Genomic DNA, 25,392 nt, shown 5'->3' on the forward strand with positions numbered 1-25,392 from the left:
AAGAATGGTTATCCTTCCGCATTGTAATGTTTCTTGCACTTTTATAACTCATATACATTAAATATTCTATCTACAAATTTCTATTATCTTCATACATTAAGATTTAGAATAAAACTGACATAGATAATCTTTAAATAAAAAAAGCATACCCGCTCCCAGGTACACTCTTTCACCATAATTTTTCACCTACTTTTGCTGATCAGATTCTTTCGCCATTTTTCGAATAAAGGCTTCAATGGATTCAACAAATAAGGCATATTCTTTCATTTGTTTATACGTATCTGACAGCTTCTCTTTTAATTCTTCCTGCTCTAGAGAAGGTTCACCGAGAATAGATTGGACTTGAATTAGCAATTCTTTATATTCTTCACGTTTATCTTCAACATGATCTGCCATTGTCTCCAAGCGTTTTCTAGTCGTCGGCTGCTGTTTTGAATTCAAGTAAACAACCCCTTTTTGTCCTACCGCATTTGGATAAACGTCAGCCTCAGCTGTATATATTTTAAAATGATACCATAATTGAACCTGTTATCATATATGTAAAACGTCATCAAACCGCTTCAGGCCAACCTTGTATATACATGATATAGGCTTTAAGATACAGGCTGATCTCACTAGAAAAAAGCAGATCATTGATCTGCTTCTTTTTGCAAATGCCACGTCTTCAATTTAAGCTTCGTTTCATTTCTACCACTGATGGAGATTGATTTATTTCCCGGGGAAGGAAAGTAACGTGCAGTAAATACTTCCCGGCCTCCGTTGACAAAAATCTCAATCGATGATGCATCAATAAAGATATGCAGATCCTGTAATTCATCAATTTCTACTTCACGAACTTCCTTTGTTCGATCTTCAAATCGATCTCGCTCTAATGTTAGTTTGCCTTCATCTTTATCATAAATGATACGAGCAGCAGCACGGATACAGCATTCAAACCCTTTTTGTGTTTCAATTTGATCAATGAATACCTCTGCGCTCGTCAAATCTTCAACAGGAATGGAGTGAACAGATCGTTTAACGTGAAAAACATGCTCCTGCTCATTTGTCCGCATAGATCGAAGTTCACTTACCGGCTGTTGAATAAGACGTCCTTCATCATCTAAACGGAGCTCTCTCGGAATCGTCAAGCAATGGATCCATTGATAAGAGATGGTTGGATGATGCTCTTCCCCTTGATCTGGTACACCCATCCATCCCATTAAAATGCGTCTGCCCGATTCATCTTGGAAAGTCTGCTGTGCATAAAAGTCAAAGCCACGATCCAGCTCCTCAAACGCTCCATGCGTATATTGGTAGGTACGATCATCCAATGTACCAACAAAATAACCAGATTGATGTGTATTGTTGTATTTGAATCCATCAGGCTTCAGCCCCTGTGGTGACACGATCAATACATCCTGACCGTCTAATTCAAACAGATCTGGACATTCCCACATGTATCCGAAATGATCTAAACCATTCTTTCCACTGCCTGCAATAATGCCTTGAAACGTCCAATTGTCTAATGTATCAGATGTAAATAAGACAAGATGTCCTTTGAGATCTTCACTTTGTGCTCCAAGGACCATGTACCACTTTCCATTCCGCTTCCACACCTTCGGGTCACGAAAATGTGCAGTGAATCCCGCTGGCAAAGTCGCCACGACACCTTTTTTCTCAAAATGAATCCCATCCTCTGACACAGCTAAACATTGATATGTCTCACGATTTCCTTGCTCATCACGGACATTTCCGGTATACATCACATACATACGACCATAATCAATGACTGCACTGCCAGAATAACATCCATTCTGATCAAACCAATCACTTGGCGTGAGGGCAGCCTCTTCATGCTGCCAATTCACTAGATCGGTTGATGTGTAGTGACCCCAGAATTTTGCCCCATGTCCTGTTTTAAATGGCTGCCATTGATAAAACACATGGTAGACTCCCTTCCACTGAATCAATCCATTCGGGTCATTTAAAAGACCGACTGGCGGCATTAAATGGAAGTTCTGACGGTACACATCTTTTTTCACCAAATGCTCATAGTTTCGAATACGATCTGTTACCTTTTGACGAAGTGCTGCGTCCGTTGTTGTCATCACTGTGACCACTCCTTGATTATTTTTCGACTTCTTTGACTTTAAAGATGATGGTAAGAATAAATGAAACAGCAACAGCTATTAACATACCAATAACATAATTTACCACATTTTGTAAACCAAATGGAGCTGCAATGGCAATCATCGGAATCCCTGTTAAACCATAAGCGTTGGCGGCTACCTTCGTGAAGACGACAAACGCCCCGCCTAATGCACCTCCGATCATTGCAGCAATAAATGGCTTACGATAACGAAGATTCACACCGAATATGACCGGCTCTGTAATACCTAAGAAAGCAGAAAATGCTGCTGGTAAAGCAATTTCTTTCGTTTTTGCACGCTTTGCTAAGAAAAAGACCGCTAGCCCAGCTCCGCCTTGAGCGACGTTGGACATGGCCCAGATCGGCAGCAAATAATTCCGTCCAATATCATTCAGAAGTCCTGCCTCAATCGCATGGAAGCTATGATGAACACCTGTCAGTACAATTAAAGAATAAGCACCTCCGAAAATCAGTCCAGCTAAGAATCCTGCATGGTCATAAACATAAGTGAGTGCATTCGAGATCCCTGTACCGAGCATTCTCCCTAGCGGTCCTACAGCAATAAACGTCACAAATCCAGTCACAATCACCGTCACAAACGGCGTCACAAGTAAATCAATACTGTTCGGCACAACTTTTCTTAAGTTCTTTTCAATCACGCACATGATATACACAGTTAATAACACGGGAATGACCGTTCCTTGGTAACCAAGAAGCGCAATATCAAAGTTGAATAGATGCATATATTCTGGTTTTGCGTCTGTCAGTCCCCATGGATTCAGCAAGCTCGGGTGAATCATAATGCCCCCAATGACAGCTCCTAAATATGGATTTCCACCAAACTCTTTGGCTGCACTAACCCCAATTAAAATCGGTAAAATGATAAAGGCAGCACTTGAGAACATATCTAGCATTTGGAAGATGGCAGAGCTTGGATCAGCCCATTTGAAGGCTTTCATCATACCTAATAGGCCCATTAATAAACCGCTTGCTACAATCGCTGGAATGATTGGTACAAAAATATTCGATAGCGTCTTGGCAAAACGTGCAAGTGGATTCATTTTTTGCTTCACGGCTTCATCATGGCTGGCTGGTTTTTGATTCTCGTCGTCTGCCTCAAGACCCGCCTCACGCGCAAAAGGCTCATATACTTTGTTGACAGAACCTGTTCCAAATATGATCTGGAATTGACCCGAGCTTGAGAAGGCACCCTTCACACCCTCAAGTTCTTCAATGGCATCTTTGTCAATCAACGCCTCATCTTTCATCACCAATCGGAGTCGTGTGGCACAATGTGTTGCGCTAATGACATTTTCTTTGCCGCCTAATAATGTTGTTAATTCTTTGGCTGTTTTTTGATAATCCATGTTGTCTCCCCCTTTTTTTAAAACAAAAAAGACCTAAAATTCACTAACGATGAAAGGACATACACGTCCCCTCGTTACGCAAATTTTAGGTCTTGCCTGCCTGACAGTCACAATCCCACGATATTGGTTTTTGATTACGCTTTCATCATAGTATAAGAGCGTGACCTGCGTCAACCTATTTTTTCGAATCAAATGACCCATATACACTAATTAGAGTAGTGTGCATAAAAAAAGCCTGCGGACAGGCACAACCTTTACACCAATTCGGCATCCTGCAGACGCTGGACATGCAGCGTGATGTAGCCGATCTCCGATTCAGGGAGATGAAGTCCATATTCTTTTTTCAGCAAATCAGCCAGTCCAAGTGCACACCGGTAAGCCGAATCATACTTTGTTTGGATAAAAGTCAGCATGTCATCGTCCATGATTTGAAATGCTTCATTCGATTCCAACCTGCCTAATGCATACCTCAAATGTGTCACAAGGCGCTGATATGAAATACTATCCTCATCAATCGAGCGCTCAAAAACGCTTTCGATATGCTCGATCATTTCTTTGATCATCGTTGTGTATTTGACCGTCTTCTTCATGGACTCCGTATTCATTTTGGCCGTATGAATATGAAGTGCCACATACCCTGCCTCATCGTCCGGCAGGTCAACCCCAAGCCGCTCCTTTACATAACGAATGGCATACTTTCCAATATCATATTCCTGCTTATATAAGACTTTGATCTCACCAAGCAATTTATTATATAAGACAATGCCTTTTTGAACGCGTTCAATGGCAAAGGATAAATGATCTGTCAGTGAAATGTGGATATGATCACTGAGCGGCATCATGAGTTCACCCTCTGCATAACTAATAATATGCTCTGCCACCTCAATATGCGCTTCTGGCAATGTCGCAAGAATTTGTTTGAATTTCTCATTTTCTTCACGCACAACAAAAATCTTCTCTATTTTTTGAACGGGAACGACGTCATTTTTCCCCTTCTGAAAAGCAATTCCGGGCCCCATCACAATTTTCTCCTGATCACCCTCCTTTACAACCACTGCATTGTTATTCAATATTTTATATATCTTCAAGGGGCATCCTCTCCCACAGATAACGTGTCTTATGTGGGATTTTACCCTGTTTCAACTTTTCTGTAAAGATAAGAACGGACCGGCACGAGCCTCTCTCGTTGTCTTTTCATCAAGCATCATCAGACTTTCTTGAAACGGCTTTTCTATCCTGCGCTTCTTCTTCTTTTCATCTGCCAGTTTCTCTAGCTTTCTCTCATTCACCGCAAGAAAGAATCCTCCATCCACTGCTATCACTTTCACCCCTTGCTTCTTCAGCAGCTCACCAGGATTCACAAGCACATTCATCACAAAACCAAACCATACACTCAACCAGTTCTTCCATTTCTTCACTGAACATCCCTCCGCTTTCCTTAGAATCTAGCAGTTCTAGCAAATTAACTGTTCCTATCATATCCCGAGAAAAAAGAGAGGTTTGTCACAATCTGGGTGAAAAAACGAACTAGTTTTCAGAAGTTTTGTTGAAAAGTGCAGAAGATGATCATGTTCCACAATGTTTCTATGAAAATTTTATACACACACTATCCCAAAGATAAGCACATCTTATCAACAGGGTTTATCCACATATCAACACCCTCTTACTAGATTTTGTGTATGAGATTTTTTTATTTTCCATATATATATCTGAATAATCGAGTTATCAACAGATTATTGTGCATAAGTGTGACTTTATAAACAAAATAGTTCTTTATGACTATGTAAAATAAGACCATTTCAGTAAAGGAATTGGTTTCATCGTATGGAATACTTAATAACGGGCAGTGAATCTTTCCTATTTATCCACAAAAAGAAAGGCTATCTCCCTAAATACACAGCTAGAAAGGGGAAAATTAATTGAAAAAAGTAATCTCTCGTTCTTCTGTTCTATTGTTCTCCACTATTTTTACCTTATCCACATTCTTTTCAGGTCAGGCTGCTGCCGCTCCATCGAACAAACAGGTGGAACTGGAAAAAGCAGAAATCTTCGGCGAAATCAATGTTAAGTCTAGAAAACACACCACTGTCATTGTTGAATTAAAGGAAAAATCCTTAGTTGAAGCCAAGCAAGAAGGCGAAGCACAAACAAAGGCCTCCCTCAAAAAATCTCGAACGAAAGTAAAGAATGCAGCACTCAAAAAGTTAGATAAAGCGAGTGTTCGTCAAGAATATGAAAAAGTCTTCTCTGGTTTCTCTATGAAACTTCCTGCAAACGAAATCCCGAAACTGCTCGCAGTTGACGGAGTAAAAGCCGTTTATCCGGATGTTACATATCAAACAGATGAAGTGAAAAAGGAAAGCGTCCAGCTTCCTAATGAGGATGTCTCTCCACTCATGGATAAAAGTGCTCCATTTATCGGTGCCCCAAAAGCATGGGATGCCGGCTACTCTGGAAAAGGGGTAAAAGTCGCTGTCATTGATACTGGAGTAGACTATACCCACCCTGATTTAAAAGGAAACTTCGGATTATACAAAGGCTATGACTTTGTTGATAATGACTATTCTCCACAAGAAACACCAAAAGGAGATCCTAGAGGCGAATCGACAGATCATGGTACACACGTCGCAGGAACAATTGCGGCAAATGGACAAATTAAAGGTGTCGCTAAAGACGCTACCCTTCTCGCCTACCGTGTCCTTGGACCAGGCGGATCAGGAACAACTGAAAATGTCCTTGCAGGCATCGACCGGGCTGTCACTGACGGAGCCGATGTCATGAACCTTTCTCTTGGGAACAGTGTGAATAACCCTGATTATGCAACAAGCATCGCACTGGATTGGGCCATGTCTGAAGGGGTTGTTGCTGTGACATCAAACGGAAACAGTGGGCCAAACAGCTGGACCGTTGGATCTCCTGGGACATCAAGAGATGCTATTTCTGTCGGAGCCACTCAGCTTCCGTACAGTTTATACAACGTGAAATTCCCGAACTATTCAACAGCAAAAGTGATGGGCTACTATCAAGAAAATGATTTAAAAGCACTTGACCAAAAACAAGTCACACTCGTCCAAGCAGGCATCGGTGACGAAAAAGATTTTGAAAACATCGATGTCAAAGGAAAGGTGGCAGTGATTGAACGTGGAGCCATTGCCTTTGTTGATAAAGTGGACAATGCGAAAGCTGCTGGTGCGATCGGCGTTGTCATGTACAACAATACCGATGGAGAAATCCCTGTGGATGTACCAGGTCTAGCCCTTCCGACGATTAAGCTGTCAAAAGCGGAAGGAACAGCACTTGTTAAAGCCATTGAGGCTGGTAACAATACAACAACTTTCTCGATTCAATTTGTGAAAGAGTTAAGTGAACAAGTCGCTGACTTCTCATCTCGCGGACCTGTTGTCGATACGTGGATGATCAAACCAGATCTTTCAGCACCTGGCGTGAGTATTGTCAGCACCATTCCGACACACGATCCTTCTCAGCCATACGGCTATGGATCGAAGCAAGGAACAAGCATGGCATCTCCTCATGTAGCCGGAGTAGCAGCGATTATTAAACAAGCAAAACCATCGTATTCTACAGAGCAAATTAAAGCGCTGATGATGAATACAGCAGAAACATTGTATGACCCAAATGGCAGCCAGTTCCCTCACAATACGCAGGGCACAGGCAGCGTTCGAATCATCGAATCACTTCAAGCGTCTTCTATTGTGTCTGATGCAAGCTATTCGTACGGCACTTTCTTAAAAGAAAAGGGCGTTCAAATCAAAACGAAGAAGTTCAAGGTAGAAAACCTGTCAAAAGCACCGAAAACCTATACCATTGATTACAAGTTCGATGGCAATGGCATTAGCACAAACGGCACGAAAAAAATCACAGTAAAAGGGAATTCCACAGGGTCCTTTACTTCCGCAGTACAAGTGAATTATGGAAAAACGAAAAAAGGAACGTACCAAGGCAGTATCACCATTCGCGAAAATGGCAGAAAGGTCACTGAAATCCCTACTTTATTGATTGTAAAAGAGCCTGATTACCCGCGCGTCACTTCGGTTTCCGTAGAGCCTGATAACCGTGCTGGAAGCTATGTCATTAGTAGCTATCTCCCAGGCGGTGCTGAAAATCTTGCATTCCTCGTCTACTCGACAGATGGAGAGTATTTAGGTGAAGCAGGAGTTTATCAACATGTTGATAAAGGAGAGCATCGTGTGAAATGGAATGGCACGATCAATAAAGGACAGAAGTTAGAAGCAGGTGAGTATACAATGCTTGCGTATGCAAGCCTGAAAGGCAAATCAGATACGGTTCAAACGAAAGAACCATTCGATATTTATCCTGAATAAACAAGAATCACATAATAAGCCTTGTATGAGCCCATCAGCTCAACAAGGCTTTTCTATCATATATGGAGGAAAGAGAAATTCATGTTGATATGGCTATGGATCGTTTCTTTTATGACGGCTTTTTTTCTCACGATCACCTTGGTTTATTTTTTTACCTTTTTACATGCAAAACAGCCTCGTCCTTTTCATCAAGCATGTGAACTGACTGTCTATACCACCTGCATTTATCCGCTTAGCTTGGCGGTGACAGCTGCCTTTATTCTCACCATGATGCTCCTCTATCCCTTTTATTGGCTGCGCAGACGGTAAATTTACATAAGTTATGCGTCAAAAGCTTCTTTTAATAAACGATACGATGTGAGACGGTCTTGCATGTGATGTGTGATGGTCACAGCGATCACTTCATCTGTACGATACACCTTTGCGAGTGCTGTCAGCTGCTGCTTCACAGAAGATGGTGTGCCAACAACCATTCTCTGTCGATTGGCTGCTACTCGTTTTTGTTCATATGAACTGTAGGAATAGGCCTTTGCCTGTTCAAATGAAGGAAAGCCGCCAAGGTTCTGTCCTTGCTCATTGGCTAATAATGATAAATCTAAGCTGACAGCCAATTTTTCTGCCTGTTCCTCTGTTTCTGCACATAAAACGAAGACCGCAAGACTGACACGCGGCTCAGCACCAAATTCTGAAGGTTCAAATCGGTTAATATACTGCGACACAGAGTCTTCTCCGCCTTCTCCATTAATGAAAAGAGCAAACGTATAGCCTGCACCTGCTTTTGCGGCAAGCCGTGCACTTCCTCCAGAGGAACCTAGCATCCATACCTCTGGGGCAGTATCTACTTTCGGAGAAGCGGTCAAGTGAGGCAGCGGATAAAATTCATCGGCTAAATCATGTAAATACACCTTCAATTCTTCTACCTGCTCAGGGTATTGATCACCAAGTCGCTTCCGTTCTCCATGATGAAGGGCAATGGAGGAGATCGGCATACCTCCAGGAGCACGTCCAATGCCAAGATCAATTCTGCCCGGAGCCAAGGCTTCGAGCACTCTGAAGTTCTCTGCTACTTTATAGGCACTGTAGTGGGGAAGCATGACGCCGCCTGAGCCAATACGGATATGTGACGTCACAGCTGATAAATGACCGAGAAGCACCTCTGGACTCGATCCTGCGAGCCGGTTTGAAAAGTGATGCTCTGATACCCAAAATCGATGATAACCCCATTTCTCTGCCTGCTTCGCCAGCTCGACTGTTTGCTTCAGCGCCTCAGCAGGCGTCGCATCTCCAATTAAAGGAGATTGATCCAGTATACTTAATTTCATGATGTCGCACCTCTTACAGAAATCCCCCTCTCTCACTCGAAAGGGGGATCTCCTGATTTATTTTCGATTAAAGCCCTTCTCTTTCACAAAATCTCCGAGGAAAGCACGTTTTGGCTGGCTAAAGCCTCGAAGCATTTGCTCAGACCATGTATCTTTTCTCTCACCGTTTGTTCGTTCTTCATAATATGATGAAATACGATCATCGTATTCTTTTAAATAACGATCCACATGAGCTTCGTCTTGCTGATATGTGTTTTCATGATAGATCAGCTCAACGGGCAACCGTTCCTTTTGAGATGATGAATTGGCAGGATGTCCTATGGCCAGGCCGAATAGCGGCAGCACATAGGAAGGCGTTTCAAGTAATTCTGATACTTCCTTCAGCTGATTACGCAGTCCGCCGATATAGCAGATGCCAAGTCCCATAGATTCTGCGGCGACACTGACATTTTGCGCAGCGAGCGCCGCATCAATCACACTGATCAGAAAGGCTTCAGTATTCTCAAGCGCTTCTTGATGGTTTTTCCCTGCTTTTTTTGCGATATAGTCGTGGCGTTTCAAGTCTGCACAGAAAACAAAAAAATGCCCATTCTTCTCAACGTATGGCTGATTTCCAGCCAGTTCAGCAAGCTTCGCCTTCTTCTCCTGATCTGTTACACCAATGATACTATACGCCTGTACATAGCTTGATGTCGAAGCAGCCTGTGCACTTTTGATAAGTGTCAGCACTTCTTCGTCTGTCAGACGCTCATCTGTAAACGAACGGATGGACCGATGATTTAAGATGGTTTCTATCGTTTTATTCAATTCGAAGACCTCCTTCACTCCTACTATCATAAGACAAATGAATATTGCTTTTCAAAAGTTAGAACTCACACCAAAAAGGCAGCCTACGCTTAGACTGCCCTTTACCCGTTTTATTTAAATAAATAACTTTGATATTTCGTTAATTGAACACTTGCATTATAGGCGATACCAAATCCAATCAGAACAGATAAAACAGAGCTTCCCCCGAAGCTGATGAATAAGAGCGGTATCCCTGTTACAGGCATGACGCCTATGTTCATGCCAATGTTCTGGAATGTATGGATGACAATCAATGCTGTATATCCTACACAGAAAAATGACGCAAACCGGCTATAAGGATGGATACGGTCAATCAGCACAACAAGCCTGTAAATCAGGAAGAAGAACATGATCACCACAAATGCGCAGCCGACAAAACCAAAGGCTTCCCCTATGATAGAGAAAATCATATCTGTCTGTGCTTCTGGAACATACACTTTTAAGTTTTTAACACCGTTCCCGAAAATTTGTCCTGCCCCAATTGCCATAATGGCTTGCTCGACTTGATATTTATCAGATCCAGATGCATCCTGTGTCTGGGCTTGGTTGGCTGTCGAAGAACTATCAGGCAGCCAAGCGGTAATCCGATTGATCTGATACTGCTGAATCCCGATCTTTTGTGCGAAATCAGGGAATAGAATAATCACGGCTAACACAGCGGCAACTAAGAGCACAACCACTGAACCGATGAGAGAGATCAATTTCCAGTTGACCCCTGATAAAAAGACCATGACAACGACAATAAACATACATACCGCAGCCGTACCTGCATCTTGCAAAAAGATGAGTCCGACTGGTACAGCAGCCACGCCGGCAATTTTTAATAGTAGGAAAATATCATCTTCTAATGTTCGTTTTCCTCTTGGGGTTGCCTTCCCAATGACAGAGGCGAGCATCATAATCAAACCAATTTTCATGAACTCTGAAGGCTGAAATGTTCCAATTCCCGGTAACACAAACCAACTTTTTGCACCATTTTTAATTGGAGCAAAATCATGACCTGCAATTTGTGCAGGAGCAATTTTTAAAAGAATTAAGAGCATAATGCCGCCTATAAAAATATATAGGCTTAACTTTTCTAATTGTTCCAGATCGAAGTAATTAATAGCCACAATACAGATGACCCCGACCATGTAGTAAATGATCTGTCTGGTCCATGCATTAGATCCATATTGCCCAAACTGTCCCGCAGCATAAATAGCGATGACACTGATGGCAAAGAAGGCTAAAAATATAAAAATCAAATCTCCTTGATAGTAAGGAGATGTATTCTGCTTGTTCATGAACTAACCACCCTTATTACAAAACATAAAAGCCCTTATTTATATTAGATTGAAATTTTCACAAAAGCAACTCACCTTAAATATGACGGAAGTGACACCTGAAAGGTTCCATTCTAATTTCAAAAAATGAAATACTTTTCATCCTAACAATAGGAAAAAATTCCTTTCCACTCTATCATGACAACCGATCATAAGTCCTTTAAAAAGATTATTTTACAGATTTTAAGGGGAAAATTCAATGACTTATGTGGCGATATGAAAGGTGAACATCTTGCCAGCATAAGCTTAACTGAGGTATAAGAAAAAAAAACAATTTCTGCGGAATAAGGCCCATTTTCCAATTATTAAGTTTACTTCAAAGTCAATTGTGGTATAATATTTGTAACAAAATGTTCACAATATCTCCTAAAAACAGACACAATTGCATCCTGACCTCTCATTTGAATTGAACATCAACTTACAAAGGAGTTGGATACGATGGATATGTTCTTTGCGTACCTATGTATTGCAACAGCTACACCCCTGTTTTTATGGTTGGAAAACAGAAAGATTGCATTAGCATCTATTCCACCCATCATGATTATGTGGATTTTCTTCGGTCTTTACATGACAAGCAGTTTATCTCCAGCAGGACATACCTTCATGATCGCATTCTTTGCCATTAACGTGATTCTGGCTCACATTGCAGCTTTCCTCATCTATGGACTTCCATTCATTCGCAAAAGATTCAGCAGCAGATAGATATCTCATCATCAATTGGAAGCGTTATCACAATCAGCATAAAAACCACTCACCTATGAAAGATGAGTGGTTTTTTATTATTTCTCTGAATGCTCAGACTGCTTTGGCGCAGATGGTGAATAACCGTCTTTGCTGTTCTCTCCGTGGCTGTAGTGAGCCGCGAAGATCCAAACAGACCCGATGACGAAAATGATCGCACAGAACAGACCAAACAAAGTATTTCCGACTTGAACAGTCCCGTTCTCACTCTCTGTCATGTGCATGAACATGAACAGCTGCAAGAATGCTTGAATGAAGGCAAAACCAAAGATAATCCATAGTTTTGCAGAACTGCCAATTTCAGCTCCGATGGCAATCCAGAATGCTAAGATGGTTAGCACAATGGAGAGAATGAAGCCAACTACGTGTTTCCAAGGGAAGTGTTCGTGCTCTGCTGAGGAATGTGTTTTTCCAGCCATATCACAAAAGCCCCCCTAATCCGATCAAGTACACAGCTGTGAAGATGAAAATCCATACAACATCAAGGAAATGCCAATATAGACTTGAGATAAAGATCTTCGCTGCTGTTTGTGGAGTTAATCCACGTTTTTTAATTTGGAACAAGACCCCGGTAATCCAGAAGATACCGATGGATACGTGTAATCCGTGAGTTCCTAAAAGAACAAAGAATGCAGACCAGTATGCACTTGTATGAATGCTCGCACCCTCATGTACATAATGGAAGAACTCGTAAATCTCAAACCCAACGAAGCCTGCACCTAGAAGCAGTGTGAGGATCGTCCAAATGACAACCCCTTTTGTACTTCCACGGCGCATTTCATGAACGGCAATCCCGCATGTAAATGAACTCACCAATAGCAGGAATGTCATGATCAATACAAGCTTCATATCAAATAGCTCAGCTGGCAAAACGCCGCCAGCTGTTCTGCCATGAAGAACAAAGTAGGTCGCAAAAAGTGTTGAGAATAACACGATTTCCGCGCCAAGGAATATCCAGAAACCAAGGATGTTTAAACGTCCTGTTTCAGACTGATATTCAAGCGGTGCATTTGCATAGCTGCTATCATTATGTCCCATTACTTCTGCGCCTCCTTATTCTTTTTCTCTGTTTCAATCACTTCTTCAACAGGAATATAGTAGCCATCGTCATATTCAAATGAACGTAAAATCATTGTTGCGAATACACCGATTAAGCCGATAACGCCAATCCAGTACCATTCAAATACAAGACCGAATGCACCAAGTCCGAAGAATGCAGACATGATAAGCGGTCTGCCTGAATTGTGCGGCATGTGAATTTTCTTGAATTCTTTTTCAGGATGAACGTCTACATTGTTTTGCTTCCAATGATGGAATGCATCTGGTGACGTCACTTCTGGAAGTGCTGCAAAGTTATAATGCGGCGGAATTGCAGAAGATGTCGCCCAGTCAAGCGTACGTCCTTCTCCCCAGCTGTCTCCAGACACTTCACGTTTCGCGTGTCTCCAGCTGTAGTAAATGTTATAGCAAAGGATGATGAATCCGATACCCATCATGAATGCACCAATTGTTGAAATAAAGTTTAGTGCAGTCCAGCCATCTTCTGGTCCATACGTATAAATACGTCTTGGCATTCCTTGCAGTCCTAAGAAGTACTGCGGGAAGAAACAGATGTTAAATCCGATCATGAATACCCAGAAGAACCATTTGCCGATTCGTTCGTTTAACTTGTAACCAAACATTTTCGGATACCAGAAAACAAGACCTGCAAAACAAGCAAATACAGTACCTGCGATTAATACATAGTGGAAGTGGGATACAAGGAAGTACGTATTATGGTACTGGTAATCCGCAGCTGCCATCGCAAGCATAACTCCAGTCACACCACCGATTACGAAGTTCGGGATGAAACCAAGTGCCCAAAGCATTGGAGATGTAAAACTGATACGGCCTCGATACATTGTAAAGAGCCAGTTAAAGATTTTCACACCTGTTGGTACAGAAATCGCCATTGTTGTGATCGAGAAGAATGAGTTAACCGCTGCACTGTTCCCCATTGTAAAGAAGTGGTGAACCCACACAAGGAAACTAAGAACAGAGATTGCCACAATCGATACAACCATCGCTTTGTAACCAAACAACTGCTTTCTTGAGAACGTCGCAAAGATTTCTGAGAAAATACCGAAAGCCGGCAGGATAACGATATATACCTCAGGATGTCCCCAAATCCAGAAAAGGTTCGCCCAAAGCATTGGCATACCGCCCGCTTCGAGTGTAAAGAATGCTGAACCGAATAAACGATCGAATGTCATAAGTGCTAAAGCAACTGTTAAAACAGGGAATGCGAAAACGATAATGACAGACGTGATCAATGTTGTCCATGTAAACATCGGCATACGCATAAGCGTCATACCTTTTGTACGCATTTTTAAGATGGTCACCATGAAGTTAATACCTGTCATTAGTGTACCAATACCTGCAATTTGGAGCCCGAGCAAGTAGTAGTTCTGTCCAGGTCCTGGTGAGAAATCATTTCCGGCGAGCGGCATGTAACTCGTCCAGCCTGCACTTGGTGATCCTCCAATAACGAAGGAAATGTTGAACAGCATTGCTCCGACCATAAATGTCCAGAAGCTCAAGTTGTTCAAATACGGGAATGCTACGTCACGTGCACCAATTTGAAGAGGAACCACGACGTTGATTAAACCAATTAAGAATGGCATCGCCATGAATAAAATCATGATCGTACCATGCGTTGTGAAAATTTCATTATAGTGGTTTGAATCTAAAAACGTATTATTAGGAAGCGCCAGCTGCGCGCGCATCATCAGTCCGTCTACCCCACCGCGGAAGAACATAATCACAGCAGCAAGGATATACATGATTCCAAGCTTTTTATGATCAACTGATGTCAGCCATTCTTTCCAGAGCCATTTCCACTTTTTGAAGTAGGTTAAAACAAACACAATGGCAATGGAAGTAAGAGCGATAGAAATTTGCGCACCAAGAATTAATGGGTCTCCAGTTACAAAAAACTCATCCCATTTTAAATGCATAACGGCCTCCTCCTTTCCTTAGTCAGTTTATTCGTTTTCTAATTTTCTTTTATAGTTCTTCACATTCTCGAAAGGATCTGTCTTGGAATGCGGAGAAACTGATTGGTAACCTAAACGTTTGCGTGCTTGGAGTGCATATTCAGAATCCTCTCCGTGCTTCGCAAAAGATAAATGTGTTGATGAGAATGTCTGCACATCTGCAGCATCAGGAAGCATCAAGTAGTCATACGTTTTCTTCGTTAACTTTGGTGCTTCTTTTTTCGTTTTATTTACCCATTTATCATAGTCAGACTGCGTCATCGCATTGACTTTGAATTTTTGCTGAGCAAAGCCTTCGCCTGTGAAGTTGGCGTTTCTTCCTTCATATGTGCCTACTTCATCAGCTTGAAGATATTGTTCCATTTCCATTCCAGCCATCGCATACTTCTCCCCGCCTAGCTGAGGAATCCATAGTGATGCCATTGTATCAGCGGAAGTGATTTTAAATAAAACCGGCTGATCTTTTGGAATGTTTAAGTAGTTCACTGTTTCAATATTTTCCTCTGGATAGCTGAAGATCCATTTCCAATCAACTGCTGTAGCATAAACGACAAGTGGATCTTTATGACTTGTTGCTTGAGGCGCCTCTTCCAAAGAGTAAATGGTTTTTACAGTTGGAACTGAAAGGGCAGCAACGATTAATATTGGGATCACTGTCCAGACAACTTCTAGAAGCGTATTCCCGTGTAGTTCTGGGTTATAAGAGGCGTTTCCAACGTCCTTACGCTCACGGTATTTAACCAAAATGATGGTAAACAGTACAAATACCGCACCAACGATAAAGAGCATGAATCCAATAGATAAAAGGATTAAGTCTTTTTGTTGTGCTGCGACTGGTCCTTTAGGATCTAAAACAGCGATATTGCTGCAACCTCCTAATACAAAAACACTCACGAGCATCGCTAATAAAAGCATAGGTTTAATGGCTCTGAACAAGAAGATCACCATCCTTCCTTAAATAATGTATAAATTGCTGAATAATTGTGAAAAGCCATCTGCCTTCGAAAACTTTTCTTCCCTTTGTAATGCTATCAAAATCTGTTGGAGTTAGCTCCCCTTTTTTCAAAAGTTCATTTATTTTTCAACAGATTTCTATTGAAATGTCATAAATTCGCCATAAATTTATATTATTGCACACACAATAAATTTCTAGGAATTTGAAAAGTTGAGAGTTGAAGGCAAAGGACAAACAATCAAGAACTTTGTCAAATTTAGGTTTACCACAATAAAAAAGTTTGGTCAAATTTCAATTTAACTTTATGAAATTTTATCTAGGTAAACAATTCTAAAATAGGTATCCCCATATTTAACAAAAACCTTACTCATTTTAACGCAAGTCGACAAGAAAAGAAAGTATCGATCCTCCCCCTATGCGCTGTAATGATTGGTAATGGTGATAAATGAGTGGAAACTCGCTAAAGACTTCCAGCAAAAAACCGGCTCATCGCCGGCTTCTCATTATTCGTCTCTCACCAAAATGTCTGGTCGTCTATAGATGCTTCCTTCATGTTCTATGTCTATATACGTCCACTTGCCTGTATAGGTTAAAAAGCGATTTCCTTCTTTCTCGACGACCATCGTATCTTCTGATTTCAATCCTGGTAAGGAAGGATTCCAAGTGAATACTTGATGAAGCTGGATCTCTTCCACGGATGAAGGAACTGCAATGATCTCTCTAGACACAAATCCAGTCTTGCCTCCTTGGTGAAGCTTTTTCCAGCTATCAGGAAAGCCTTCTTTTTCATATTGAGCAATGCCTGCCTTCAATACATCTCCAATGGTGTTCCCTGGACGAGTGGCCGCATTCATGACCGTGTCAATTCGCGCAAGCCTTTCTTTGTTTTCTTCAAGCTCCTTTGGTAGCTGTCCAAAGTAAACGGATCTTGTGACATTTGCCACGAGTCCATGCCGTTCAGCACAAAGGACAACCAGTGCATGCTTTTGAAGTGCTTTTTCTGTTGGGATCGGGTGGCGATATTGATGAATCCGGTCATCTGTCGCCACGAGCAGCACTTCTATCGTCATCCCCTGCCCAATCGCTCTTTGAGCAACAAGCGAAGCAATTTCATGCTCCGTCTGTCCTGGAACGATTTCTTGACAGACACTTTCTACAATAACCGCTGTGTCATGACAAAGGGTTTCGTATTGGCTGAGCTGTGGCGCTGAAAGGATCGATCGAACACGAGACAAATCGGGTTCGATCCACTCCACTCCTTCCATGTGAATGTCCGCACCGATTCGTTTGTCTTTTATGAGTGTTTGAATGTAAGGAGTCTCATCCTCAGACCAATCCATTGTGACGACTTGAAAGGGATGGTCAAAATACGCCATTTCTTCTTCAATGATTCGTTTTTCTTCCATTTGATTCACAACTAGAACAATGTCGTCTTTCAACACAAGTAGCTGACAAACGCCCTCTGGCGTGTTTAACACAATGTGGTTTCTTCTTCCTCCTGTAAGCCAAGAAAAGTTATTACGCTTTTGAATCAGAACACCATCGAGTTGTTTTTCTTCCATTAAAGTTCTTACCTGTTCAATCATCAACTCATCACCTGCCTGTATGGAGTGTTTGAACGAAACGTTTAAATGCTGTTTTCCCTTGCTCTGTTCTTTTAAACACACCCGCCTGCGCGAGTATACGAGAAAAAATGAGGCCGATTTCTTTTTGTAAAATGGTTTCTACGTTGTCCTTCGTAAAGGTATTCTCTTCGATCAGACGCTCTGCCCATGACTCGTGCTTCATGATAGGCGGACAGGCTTTGATTTCTTCAAGAGGGTTTTTGGATAGCAGCGCCGCTTTTAGCTGGCTTAATTCCGCTGCTAATCTTCCAGGAAGCACGGCGAGACCCATGACTTCGATTAATCCGATATTCTCTTTTTTAATATGATGAACTTCTTTGTGCGGATGGAAGATTCCGCCTGGGTGCTGCTTGTCTGTACGATTATTTCGTAGCACGAGATCTAATTCGTACTCATCCCCATGGCGGCGTGCGATCGGTGTAATGGTATTGTGCGGGGTCTCTCCTGTATGTGAGAACAGCCCCGCTTCTGGATCTGAATACATTTTCCACTCATGTAATATAAAATCCGCTGCCTCCGCAAGCGTCTGCTGGTCGCTGCTTTGAAGCCTGATCACTGACATCGGCCATTTCACAATACCCGCCTTCACCCTCGGAAACTTTTCGAGAGAAAACACTTCTTCCATCTTTGCTTTCGCCATCGGAAATTCATGAGCACCACCTTGAAAGTGGTCATGACTTAATATGCTGCCTCCAACAATGGGAAGATCAGCATTTGATCCTATAAAATAGTGCGGATATATAGATATGAAGGAAAGCAGACGCTCGAAGGTCTTTTTAGATATCTGCATTGGTTCATGCTCGCCCTTGAACACAATACAATGTTCGTTGTAATACACATACGGCGAGAATTGCATAAACCACGACTCATTTGTAAGTGTTACCGGAATAATCCGGTGATTCTGTCTTGCTGGGTGATTGATGCGTCCCCCAAACCCAACGTTTTCTTTACAAAGGAGACAAAGAGGATATTGCTTTTGACTAAGCTGTTTGGCTTCAGCGATCGCTTTTGGGTCCTTTTCCGGTTTCGATAGATTAATCGTGATCTCAAGCTCACCATCTTCTGTCGGTGTAAACCACTGCACATTTTTGGCGATTCTGCCTGTATGAATATAGTGGGCATGCTGCTGCATTTCATAAAACCAGCTTGTCGCTGCCTTTGGTCCGCAATGCTTGCGTTTCTCTTCAAACTTTGCATAGATGACACTCGGAGGCGCCACCAAGCAGCCCATGATTTTGGCATCTAATAAATCACGATACGTATCTGTCCCGTCAGGAATAAGACCTGTTTCAACTGCCCAATCGAGCATCGGCATTAAGATGTCTTCAAGGTCGCTGTCTCCTGAGACTGTTCTTGCCTCAGCATCATCGAGACCAAGCACCTCTAGCAGCCGGTTCCTTGTATAATCCATATCTAGTGGTGATATCAGCTCTTTATTAACCCCATATTGAATCAGCTGTTCTAGCTTTTCAAAAATATCAATCGCCATTCCCTTTGTCTCCTCCCCTGCCTGCTACACGTTACTCACTTTGATAGCCATCTGGATGTTTCTGAAACCAATCCCATGCACTTTGAATGATGGTGTGGAGATCTGCATATTGCGGCTTCCATCCTAGTTCTTTCAGCGCTTTTTCTGATGAAGCAATCAGCTTAGCTGGATCACCCGCACGTCTTTCTGCCACCTGTGCTGGAATGGCATGCCCCGTCACTTCTCTTGCAGCTTCTACGACCTGCTTCACAGAGAAGCCTGTGCCGTTCCCTAAGTTGTACGTCGCACTTCCTTTTCCTTCACGCAGACGCTCAACCGCTAGAATGTGCGCCTCTACTAAATCCATGACATGAATGTAGTCTCTAATGCATGTGCCATCCTCTGTTTCATAATCCTCACCGTAAATCATGATTTGATCACGTTTTCCTAATGCCACTTGCAAAATAATTGGGATTAAATGCGTTTCTGGCTGATGATCTTCCCCGACAATCCCTTCTGTATGAGCACCGGCTACATTAAAATAACGAAGCACAACATATTCAATACCATATGCCTGCTCAGACCACTTCAGCATTTTCTCAATCGCGAGCTTTGTTTCCCCATAAGGATTTGTTGGGTTCGTCTCATCCGTTTCAACGATCGGTACACGCTTTGGTTCACCATATGTCGCAGCAGTTGAAGAGAATACAATGCGTTTCACATCAAATTCATTCATCACCTGAAGTAAAGCCGTTGCCCCTCCGACATTGTTGTCATAGTACTTCAGCGGGTCTGTTACACTTTCTCCAACAAGTGAATCTGCCGCAAAGTGCATGACCGCTTCTATGTCATGCGTTTGAAAAACCCGTCTTAAAAAAGCATGATCCCTTAAATCTCCCTCTTCTAATACGGCACCCTTTACGACTGCCTCTTTATGACCTGTCTGCAAATTATCCACAATTACTACTTGTTCTCCTTTAGCCAAAAGAGCCGCTACCGCATGACTGCCAATAAAACCTGCTCCCCCACATACTAAAATTGCCATCAAAATTCCTCCTTCGTTAATTCTCTAGCGCCGCCTCCAATTCCAGCTGTGTAAAAAGAGGCTTGAATGCCTGTTTTTTCTTGATAAATCGCACCTGTTTCTTCTATAAATGAGTCCAGAAGCTCTTCTTTCACAATGCTGACGGTACAGCCCCCAAAGCCAGCACCTGTCATACGGGAACCAATCGCCCCTGGATGTTGCCATGCGGCTTCAGCCAGTGCATCTAGCTCAAGCCCAGTGACTTCATAATCATTCTTTAAAGAAAGGTGAGATGCCTTCATGAGTGCACCTAGTTCTTCCATTTTATCATCTTTCAGAAAATTTACTGCTTTCATGGTCCTCTCGTTTTCCGTGATGGCATGTCTTGCACGTCTTCTACACGTTTCATCTTGTATCAAATGATCATGCTTAGCGAATTCATCCTCCGTGAGCTCACATAAATGACCGATATCTAATTCTTTTCTAAGATCGCTTAAAGCAGATTGACATTCCGAACGGCGCTCATTGTATTTGGAATCTGCAAGTGTTCGTTTTTTATTTGTATTGGCAATGACAAGTGCCAGACCCTCTTGCCGAAATGGGCTGTATTCAAAGGAAAGCGTGTCACAATTGAGCAAAATAGCGTGACCATCTTTTCCAAGACTAATTGAAAATTGATCCATAATGCCGCAGTTCACGCCAATAAACTCATTTTCAGCACGCTGCGCAAGAAGGGCTAGGTCGATTTGCGTTACACCGAATGACGACCATTCATTGATCAAGACAGCCGTGACGAGCTCAATAGAGGCAGAAGATGACAGACCTGCGCCATTTGGAATATTGCCAGCATACACAATATCAAAGCCTTCTTTCACATCCATGCCTGCTTCGATAAACTGTTGGAATACTCCCTTCGGATAATTCGCCCAGCCGTCCGATTTTGAGAAAGCGATTTCAAAAAGGTCGAACTCTTTCACACCTTCTTCTTCAAAATTCAAGGAATACATTCTGACGCGTCCATCTGATCGTCTTGCTCCCGCAGCATATGTACCAAGAGTGAGTGCACATGGAAAGACATGGCCCCCATTATAATCTGTGTGTTCACCAATCAGATTGACTCTGCCTGGGGCGAAAAAATAGCGGAGTTCTTCCTGATCTCCAAATTGCTGGTGAAATGCTGCTCGTAATGTGTCGATCATATCCATTCCCCTTTTCTCTTCTGATAATCTTATTTTAGTTGCCCCGTCAGCTGAAGTTCAATGGTAAAAAAATCGTTAAAAAATACCCTTTTTTTGCTGTGAATGGTACGATGTGATATGAGGTGTAACATGATTCAAAATAGAAAAAGGTTGTTTTTTGCTGTGAAGGAGGGTTTCCAATTTGAAGAAGGAAGCATTTGCATTTCGTTTTCACCATTCTGATGTGACATTGCCGGCCCAAATCTGGTCTGTTGGCTGGGAAGTTCAATCATCTTCGTTATACAGCTGGAATGGCGAAGAGCGGAAGGATCAGGGCAAGTGCATCTTTCAGCTCACACTGTCTGGACACGGCATGATTGAAATCGGACAGAAACGATTCAAAGTATTGCCTGGACAGGCCTTTCTGGTGAAAAGCCCCAGTGCTTATCAATACTATTTTCCAGAAGACAGTGAACATTGGGAATTTCTCTATTTAACACTTTATGGGGAAGCCTGTGACCTTTGCTTTGATCAATTTATCGATCAAGGAAAGCAGGTCATGCGTTTTCATCCGAATTCCAAACCGATCCGCCTGCTAAAGAAGATTTATGATGAAGCCAGTGAAAGACGGATTACCAATCCATTTGAGGGGTCTAGCCTTGCTTATCAATTTGTCATGGAACTGTATTCATATTTGCCAAAGCTTGAGGGACAAATGGAGAAATGGCCTGAGCCCATCGTCCAAGCGGCCTTATTTGCAAGCCACCATTTTCACGAGGAGATTGGGCCTGACGATATGGCAGCTGCGGCACGTTTATCCAAAAGTCATTTTACGAGGGAATTCAAAAAGGCCACTGGCTTCACACCGATTCATTATTTAACCAATATTCGTTTAGAAAAGGCGGAAACGTTACTGAAAACAACGAAATACTCGATTGAAGAAATCGCCATACAGTGCGGCTACCGAAACGCGAATTACTTGAATAAAGTCTTTCGAAAGAAAATCGGCATGTCTCCAAAGCAACTCCGGGAAACAAGCGATGCATAATAAAAAGCAGCCGCTTTTCAATTGGCTGCTTCTTTTACGCTTTCGTCAGGTCAACACGAATTCTCCCTTGTCTTAAAACAATGGTCATTTGCGTATCAGGGGTCATTAAATTTTCTAAAATGTCCGTTGCTGTTTGAAGCGCAATGTCCATTCGGTTGATCTTTTCCTTTTCTTGCTCAGAAAATGCTTCTGGATGTACGGTCATTTCCTTGACTAGCCTCAACACTTGTTCATGCTGCTTTTCTGTTTGTTGATATATGGCATCATATAATTCGTCTGGCCTGCTGCTCATTTCACATCACCTATCTTTTTCATGTGTTAAATCGCATCTTCTTTTGTTTTCTTGAAGACGAACCATTTACTGGCGACATAATTGACCACGACAATCACAAAGTTAACAAGAATTTTTGCGACGGTTTCGTTGAGCGCCATTTGGCTCACAAATAAAATCATCAACCCCAGATCTACACCTAGAGACATGAGACGGACACTAAAAAATGAAGAAAGCTCACGCATCAGGCTTTTTGTGTCACGAGCCTTTTGCTTGAAGACATACTTCTTATTGGTGATATAAGCAAAGAGCACAGCAAATACCCATGAAACAACCGTTGCTGTTTTGTAATCCATAGAAAACATCTCAACGAATAAATAGAAGCTGACTATGTTGACAATGGTTGTACACACACCCATGATCAGATACATGACAACTTCTTGATACTTTTGAAAAAGGCTATACATGTCTTTCTTCATTCCTTCTTGGTGAATTCTGTTTCTTTTAGAATACCATCTTAAGAAGAACTTCCCAAACGAACAATATGTGCGTCCTGTAAAGATGAAATTTGTTCTCGCTGATGGCATATGTCAACCTTATGGGTTTATATGAGTCAAATGATTTAGGTCTTTATCATTATTTTAATTTATAATCTTTTAACTGACTTTACAATTGTTTATTATGAGAAGTAAGAATTCAATATTTATGGGTTTTTTAGTCATTTTTTTAGGGACGTGGTAGGTGATAGATTTTACAAAATAGGTTAAATGTCATCATTTTTCGACAAAAATCTATTTTTGTACTCCATTCACATACACGTACAGTTACTAGACGGTTTGTTCAAGTCATTGGTTGCAGATGAATATGTCTTATTGAACTGGAGGATATTATGGATACGCAAGTGAAAAGAAGAGTTGACGAAGAGTGGGTTTATTTGATTCAAGAAGCGAAAAAAATTGGACTAGGCATCGAGGAAATACAAGCTTTTTTAACATCCAACGGTGATCAGAAGATGATAAACAAACCGTAATCAACGCCGTTATCCTTTGTCTTTCAGATTGCTTTGGCTAAAGTTCTAACCTGTCAATTGACCTTTTAAACATCCTTTCATGACGATACGCTACAATAATTGAACACCTCATCATACCAATCCCTTCCACTCAATGGGGTTCTGTCTTTCTATTTTTAGGAGGACAGTCCGTTCCCTGTTCTTTATATGACCCCTTTTTAGCTGTCATTCATGAAAATTGCCCATTTTCGTTATAAAACCAAGCTCCCCACCCATATATTAAGCATAAGACACAAGAAAGAAGAAAGGTGGGTGGCGCGTGAGTTCAGATTCCCTATCTTATTATCATCAAAAGAAGGATCAATATTATCACGGTGTGAACCCTGTGATTGTCCATCGTATTCGCAAGGAATGGACGTCTATCTTGGATATCGGATGCGGCACAGGCCAGCTTGGAAAAGTCTTAAAACAACAAGACCGTACCATATATGGAATTGAATCTTTTGAAGATGCAGCAAAGCAGGCTGAGAAAGCGCTGGATCATGTTTTATGCGGCAATATTGAACAGATGGCGCTGCCTTATCAGCATGAACAATTTGACTGCATCATTTTCGGAGATGTTCTTGAACATTTATTGGACCCTTGGGCCGTTTTAAAAAAGGTCAAACCTTTTCTGAAAAAGGAAGGGGTCATCTTGTCTTCCATTCCGAATATTGGTCATATTTCAACGGTTTTAGAATTACTGGCTGGGAGATTTTCTTATACAGATGCAGGATTAATGGATCAAACACATTTACGCTTCTTTACCCTTCACGAAATTCATGCCCTCTTTCAGTCAGCCGGGTTTCATGTTCGTGAGCTTGAAACCATTCGTGTACAACACCCTTCCTATACGGGCGTCATGAATGATCTACATGAATTACTCGTAAAACATGGCATCCGTTTTGATTTTAACGAGGCAGCGACAGCCTATCAATACGTGGTTGAGGCGGTTCAACTCAATGAGTAGCCCCACCATCTTATTTGTTTTATGTGTAAATGATGAGTCGATGTTTCAAGCTTGCTTCCGGCAGCTCGCTTCACTTCCTGCTCCGCACGGGTATCATGTAGAGGTTTTGCCCATTAGACATGCATCAAGTATGGCCTCTGGATACAATGAAGCTCTCACTCATCCTGCACAGTTTAAAATTTATCTTCATCAAGATACACTCATCGTCAAACAGCATATGCTTCTCGAGCTGATCCCACTTTTCTTGCAAAATCCGTCACTTGGCATGCTTGGGGTAATAGGTGCAGAAAGTGTGCCAGACAATGGAATCTGGTGGGAGAGCCATGATTGCAGAGGGAAAGTCATTGAATATCGGCACGACACCTATCAGCTACTGACGTTTGAATCTGGTCATCCACAGACAGAGCCCCAAGGTTATATCAAAGCTTCTGCGATTGACGGTCTTTTTATGGCAACACAATATGATATCAAATGGCGTGAGGATCTTTTAGACGGCTTTCATTTTTATGATGTGTCACAGTCTTTTGAGTTCGCACAGCAGGGATATGAGGTTGGGATTGCAAGGCAAGTGGAGCCCTGGTGTATTCACAAATGCGGAGATCATTTTGATGCAGAAGCATATGAAAAAGCAAGACAAACATTTCTTGCGCATTATCGGTAGAAAGCACCCTTTTCGGGTGCCTTTTTTATGATATACTGTC

25 protein-coding genes are annotated in these 25,392 nt (G+C 42.0%); 7 read left to right on the plus strand and 18 right to left on the minus strand.

Annotated features, from left to right (window positions below; all coding sequences use genetic code 11):
• Positions 1–186: 186 nt before the first annotated feature.
• The 5 genes from V7L95_RS05875 to V7L95_RS05895 form a co-directional block, all read right to left on the minus strand.
• Complete coding sequence (locus V7L95_RS05875; RefSeq protein WP_008359596.1) at positions 187–441, minus strand: hypothetical protein; 255 nt, start codon at positions 439–441, stop codon at positions 187–189.
• A 188-nt stretch (positions 442–629) separates the two neighbouring features.
• Entirely contained in the window at positions 630–2,087 is a 1,458-nt protein-coding gene (locus tag V7L95_RS05880) for a sucrose-6-phosphate hydrolase (RefSeq protein ID WP_265784498.1), read from the minus strand.
• Between the two features lie 19 nt (positions 2,088–2,106).
• Positions 2,107–3,495, minus strand: a complete 1,389-nt coding sequence (locus tag V7L95_RS05885; RefSeq protein ID WP_008345474.1) for a sucrose-specific PTS transporter subunit IIBC — start codon at positions 3,493–3,495, stop codon at positions 2,107–2,109.
• A 254-nt stretch (positions 3,496–3,749) separates the two neighbouring features.
• Positions 3,750–4,583, minus strand: a complete 834-nt coding sequence (locus V7L95_RS05890) for a PRD domain-containing protein (RefSeq protein WP_026050173.1) — start codon at positions 4,581–4,583, stop codon at positions 3,750–3,752.
• Between the two features lie 51 nt (positions 4,584–4,634).
• Positions 4,635–4,913 (minus strand): hypothetical protein, encoded by a 279-nt coding sequence (locus V7L95_RS05895; RefSeq protein WP_052320531.1) that lies wholly within the window; start codon positions 4,911–4,913, stop codon positions 4,635–4,637.
• Positions 4,914–5,414: 501 nt separating this feature from the next.
• Here V7L95_RS05895 and V7L95_RS05900 point away from each other — a divergent pair.
• The gene (locus V7L95_RS05900; protein WP_052320532.1) at positions 5,415–7,838 is read left to right on the plus strand and encodes a S8 family serine peptidase; all 2,424 of its coding nucleotides are present in this window, start codon (positions 5,415–5,417) and stop codon (positions 7,836–7,838) included.
• A gap of 81 nt (positions 7,839–7,919) precedes the next feature.
• Complete coding sequence (locus V7L95_RS05905; RefSeq protein WP_017360133.1) at positions 7,920–8,147, plus strand: hypothetical protein; 228 nt, start codon at positions 7,920–7,922, stop codon at positions 8,145–8,147.
• An 11-nt stretch (positions 8,148–8,158) separates the two neighbouring features.
• Here V7L95_RS05905 and V7L95_RS05910 read toward each other — a convergent pair whose 3' ends face one another.
• The 3 genes from V7L95_RS05910 to V7L95_RS05920 all read right to left on the minus strand — a co-directional run bounded on the left by V7L95_RS05910 (position 8,159) and on the right by V7L95_RS05920 (position 11,289).
• Positions 8,159–9,163 (minus strand): LLM class flavin-dependent oxidoreductase, encoded by a 1,005-nt coding sequence (locus V7L95_RS05910; protein ID WP_326115183.1) that lies wholly within the window; start codon positions 9,161–9,163, stop codon positions 8,159–8,161.
• A 54-nt stretch (positions 9,164–9,217) separates the two neighbouring features.
• Complete coding sequence (nfsA, locus tag V7L95_RS05915) at positions 9,218–9,967, minus strand: oxygen-insensitive NADPH nitroreductase (RefSeq protein WP_017360135.1); 750 nt, start codon at positions 9,965–9,967, stop codon at positions 9,218–9,220.
• Positions 9,968–10,077: 110 nt separating this feature from the next.
• Positions 10,078–11,289, minus strand: a complete 1,212-nt coding sequence (locus V7L95_RS05920; RefSeq protein WP_008345489.1) for an FtsW/RodA/SpoVE family cell cycle protein — start codon at positions 11,287–11,289, stop codon at positions 10,078–10,080.
• Positions 11,290–11,766: 477 nt separating this feature from the next.
• Between V7L95_RS05920 and V7L95_RS05925 the strand changes: the two genes are divergently transcribed.
• Positions 11,767–12,030: a spore morphogenesis/germination protein YwcE gene (locus V7L95_RS05925; protein WP_008345491.1), complete on the plus strand. Its 264-nt coding sequence runs from the start codon at positions 11,767–11,769 to the stop codon at positions 12,028–12,030.
• Between the two features lie 77 nt (positions 12,031–12,107).
• On the opposite strand, the gene qoxD is transcribed toward V7L95_RS05925, so the two are convergent.
• The 8 genes from qoxD to V7L95_RS05965 all read right to left on the minus strand — a co-directional run bounded on the left by qoxD (position 12,108) and on the right by V7L95_RS05965 (position 21,381).
• Positions 12,108–12,488: a cytochrome aa3 quinol oxidase subunit IV gene (gene qoxD, locus V7L95_RS05930; protein ID WP_007497818.1), complete on the minus strand. Its 381-nt coding sequence runs from the start codon at positions 12,486–12,488 to the stop codon at positions 12,108–12,110.
• Between the two features lies 1 nt (position 12,489).
• Positions 12,490–13,107 carry a cytochrome aa3 quinol oxidase subunit III gene (qoxC, locus tag V7L95_RS05935; RefSeq protein ID WP_099682291.1) on the minus strand — a complete coding sequence of 206 codons (618 nt, stop codon included), beginning with the start codon at positions 13,105–13,107 and terminating at the stop codon, positions 12,490–12,492.
• Positions 13,107–15,065, minus strand: a complete 1,959-nt coding sequence (gene qoxB / locus V7L95_RS05940) for a cytochrome aa3 quinol oxidase subunit I (RefSeq protein ID WP_008345496.1) — start codon at positions 15,063–15,065, stop codon at positions 13,107–13,109. Before qoxB ends, qoxC begins: the two co-directional genes overlap by 1 nt.
• A gap of 27 nt (positions 15,066–15,092) precedes the next feature.
• Positions 15,093–16,049 (minus strand): cytochrome aa3 quinol oxidase subunit II, encoded by a 957-nt coding sequence (gene qoxA / locus V7L95_RS05945; RefSeq protein WP_089374137.1) that lies wholly within the window; start codon positions 16,047–16,049, stop codon positions 15,093–15,095.
• 513 nt (positions 16,050–16,562) lie between these two features.
• Positions 16,563–17,645: an aminopeptidase P family protein gene (locus V7L95_RS05950; protein ID WP_340968446.1), complete on the minus strand. Its 1,083-nt coding sequence runs from the start codon at positions 17,643–17,645 to the stop codon at positions 16,563–16,565.
• A gap of 7 nt (positions 17,646–17,652) precedes the next feature.
• On the minus strand, positions 17,653–19,173 hold the full coding sequence (gene galT, locus V7L95_RS05955; RefSeq protein ID WP_058213469.1) for a UDP-glucose--hexose-1-phosphate uridylyltransferase: 1,521 nt from the start codon (positions 19,171–19,173) through the stop codon (positions 17,653–17,655).
• Positions 19,174–19,204: 31 nt separating this feature from the next.
• Positions 19,205–20,197: a UDP-glucose 4-epimerase GalE gene (gene galE / locus V7L95_RS05960; RefSeq protein WP_017368288.1), complete on the minus strand. Its 993-nt coding sequence runs from the start codon at positions 20,195–20,197 to the stop codon at positions 19,205–19,207.
• A complete protein-coding gene (locus V7L95_RS05965; protein ID WP_017368289.1) occupies positions 20,197–21,381 on the minus strand; it encodes a galactokinase in 1,185 nt (394 codons plus the stop codon). Before V7L95_RS05965 ends, galE begins: the two co-directional genes overlap by 1 nt.
• 175 nt (positions 21,382–21,556) lie before the next feature.
• Here V7L95_RS05965 and V7L95_RS05970 point away from each other — a divergent pair, with 175 nt between their 5' ends.
• On the plus strand, positions 21,557–22,402 hold the full coding sequence (locus tag V7L95_RS05970; RefSeq protein WP_340968451.1) for an AraC family transcriptional regulator: 846 nt from the start codon (positions 21,557–21,559) through the stop codon (positions 22,400–22,402).
• Positions 22,403–22,436: 34 nt separating this feature from the next.
• On the opposite strand, the gene V7L95_RS05975 is transcribed toward V7L95_RS05970, so the two are convergent.
• Complete coding sequence (locus tag V7L95_RS05975) at positions 22,437–22,694, minus strand: hypothetical protein (RefSeq protein WP_340968453.1); 258 nt, start codon at positions 22,692–22,694, stop codon at positions 22,437–22,439.
• A gap of 26 nt (positions 22,695–22,720) precedes the next feature.
• On the minus strand, positions 22,721–23,104 hold the full coding sequence (locus tag V7L95_RS05980; RefSeq protein WP_024719496.1) for a GtrA family protein: 384 nt from the start codon (positions 23,102–23,104) through the stop codon (positions 22,721–22,723).
• A gap of 458 nt (positions 23,105–23,562) precedes the next feature.
• Between V7L95_RS05980 and V7L95_RS05985 the strand changes: the two genes are divergently transcribed.
• From V7L95_RS05985 to V7L95_RS05995, 3 genes are all read left to right on the plus strand, one after another.
• Complete coding sequence (locus tag V7L95_RS05985) at positions 23,563–23,703, plus strand: anti-repressor SinI family protein (RefSeq protein WP_008345506.1); 141 nt, start codon at positions 23,563–23,565, stop codon at positions 23,701–23,703.
• 298 nt (positions 23,704–24,001) lie between these two features.
• Complete coding sequence (locus tag V7L95_RS05990) at positions 24,002–24,691, plus strand: class I SAM-dependent methyltransferase (RefSeq protein WP_017368290.1); 690 nt, start codon at positions 24,002–24,004, stop codon at positions 24,689–24,691.
• Positions 24,684–25,352, plus strand: coding sequence for a glycosyltransferase family protein (locus V7L95_RS05995; RefSeq protein WP_035389886.1), 669 nt, complete (start codon positions 24,684–24,686; stop codon positions 25,350–25,352). Before V7L95_RS05990 ends, V7L95_RS05995 begins: the two co-directional genes overlap by 8 nt.
• Positions 25,353–25,392: the final 40 nt, after the last annotated feature.

The organism is Bacillus sp. PPSBB_11 (assembly GCF_038023285.1).
In the GTDB taxonomy this organism is placed as follows: domain Bacteria; phylum Bacillota; class Bacilli; order Bacillales; family Bacillaceae; genus Bacillus; species Bacillus altitudinis.

Excerpts from the sequence above, each read along its gene's own strand:
- V7L95_RS05880 (WP_265784498.1), bottom strand. The coding sequence starts at position 2,087 with ATGACAACAACGGACGCAGCACTTCGTCAAAAGGTAACAGATCGTATT.
- V7L95_RS05885 (WP_008345474.1), bottom strand. The coding sequence starts at position 3,495 with ATGGATTATCAAAAAACAGCCAAAGAATTAACAACATTATTAGGCGGC.
- V7L95_RS05905 (WP_017360133.1), top strand. The coding sequence starts at position 7,920 with ATGTTGATATGGCTATGGATCGTTTCTTTTATGACGGCTTTTTTTCTC.
- V7L95_RS05920 (WP_008345489.1), bottom strand. The coding sequence starts at position 11,289 with ATGAACAAGCAGAATACATCTCCTTACTATCAAGGAGATTTGATTTTT.
- V7L95_RS05925 (WP_008345491.1), top strand. The coding sequence starts at position 11,767 with ATGGATATGTTCTTTGCGTACCTATGTATTGCAACAGCTACACCCCTG.
- qoxD (WP_007497818.1), bottom strand. The coding sequence starts at position 12,488 with ATGGCTGGAAAAACACATTCCTCAGCAGAGCACGAACACTTCCCTTGG.
- qoxC (WP_099682291.1), bottom strand. The coding sequence starts at position 13,107 with ATGGGACATAATGATAGCAGCTATGCAAATGCACCGCTTGAATATCAG.
- qoxB (WP_008345496.1), bottom strand. The coding sequence starts at position 15,065 with ATGCATTTAAAATGGGATGAGTTTTTTGTAACTGGAGACCCATTAATT.
- V7L95_RS05950 (WP_340968446.1), bottom strand. The coding sequence starts at position 17,645 with ATGATTGAACAGGTAAGAACTTTAATGGAAGAAAAACAACTCGATGGT.
- galT (WP_058213469.1), bottom strand. The coding sequence starts at position 19,173 with ATGGCGATTGATATTTTTGAAAAGCTAGAACAGCTGATTCAATATGGG.
- galE (WP_017368288.1), bottom strand. The coding sequence starts at position 20,197 with ATGGCAATTTTAGTATGTGGGGGAGCAGGTTTTATTGGCAGTCATGCG.
- V7L95_RS05965 (WP_017368289.1), bottom strand. The coding sequence starts at position 21,381 with ATGGATATGATCGACACATTACGAGCAGCATTTCACCAGCAATTTGGA.
- V7L95_RS05975 (WP_340968453.1), bottom strand. The coding sequence starts at position 22,694 with ATGAGCAGCAGGCCAGACGAATTATATGATGCCATATATCAACAAACA.
- V7L95_RS05980 (WP_024719496.1), bottom strand. The coding sequence starts at position 23,104 with ATGTATCTGATCATGGGTGTGTGTACAACCATTGTCAACATAGTCAGC.
- V7L95_RS05985 (WP_008345506.1), top strand. The coding sequence starts at position 23,563 with ATGGATACGCAAGTGAAAAGAAGAGTTGACGAAGAGTGGGTTTATTTG.
- V7L95_RS05995 (WP_035389886.1), top strand. The coding sequence starts at position 24,684 with ATGAGTAGCCCCACCATCTTATTTGTTTTATGTGTAAATGATGAGTCG.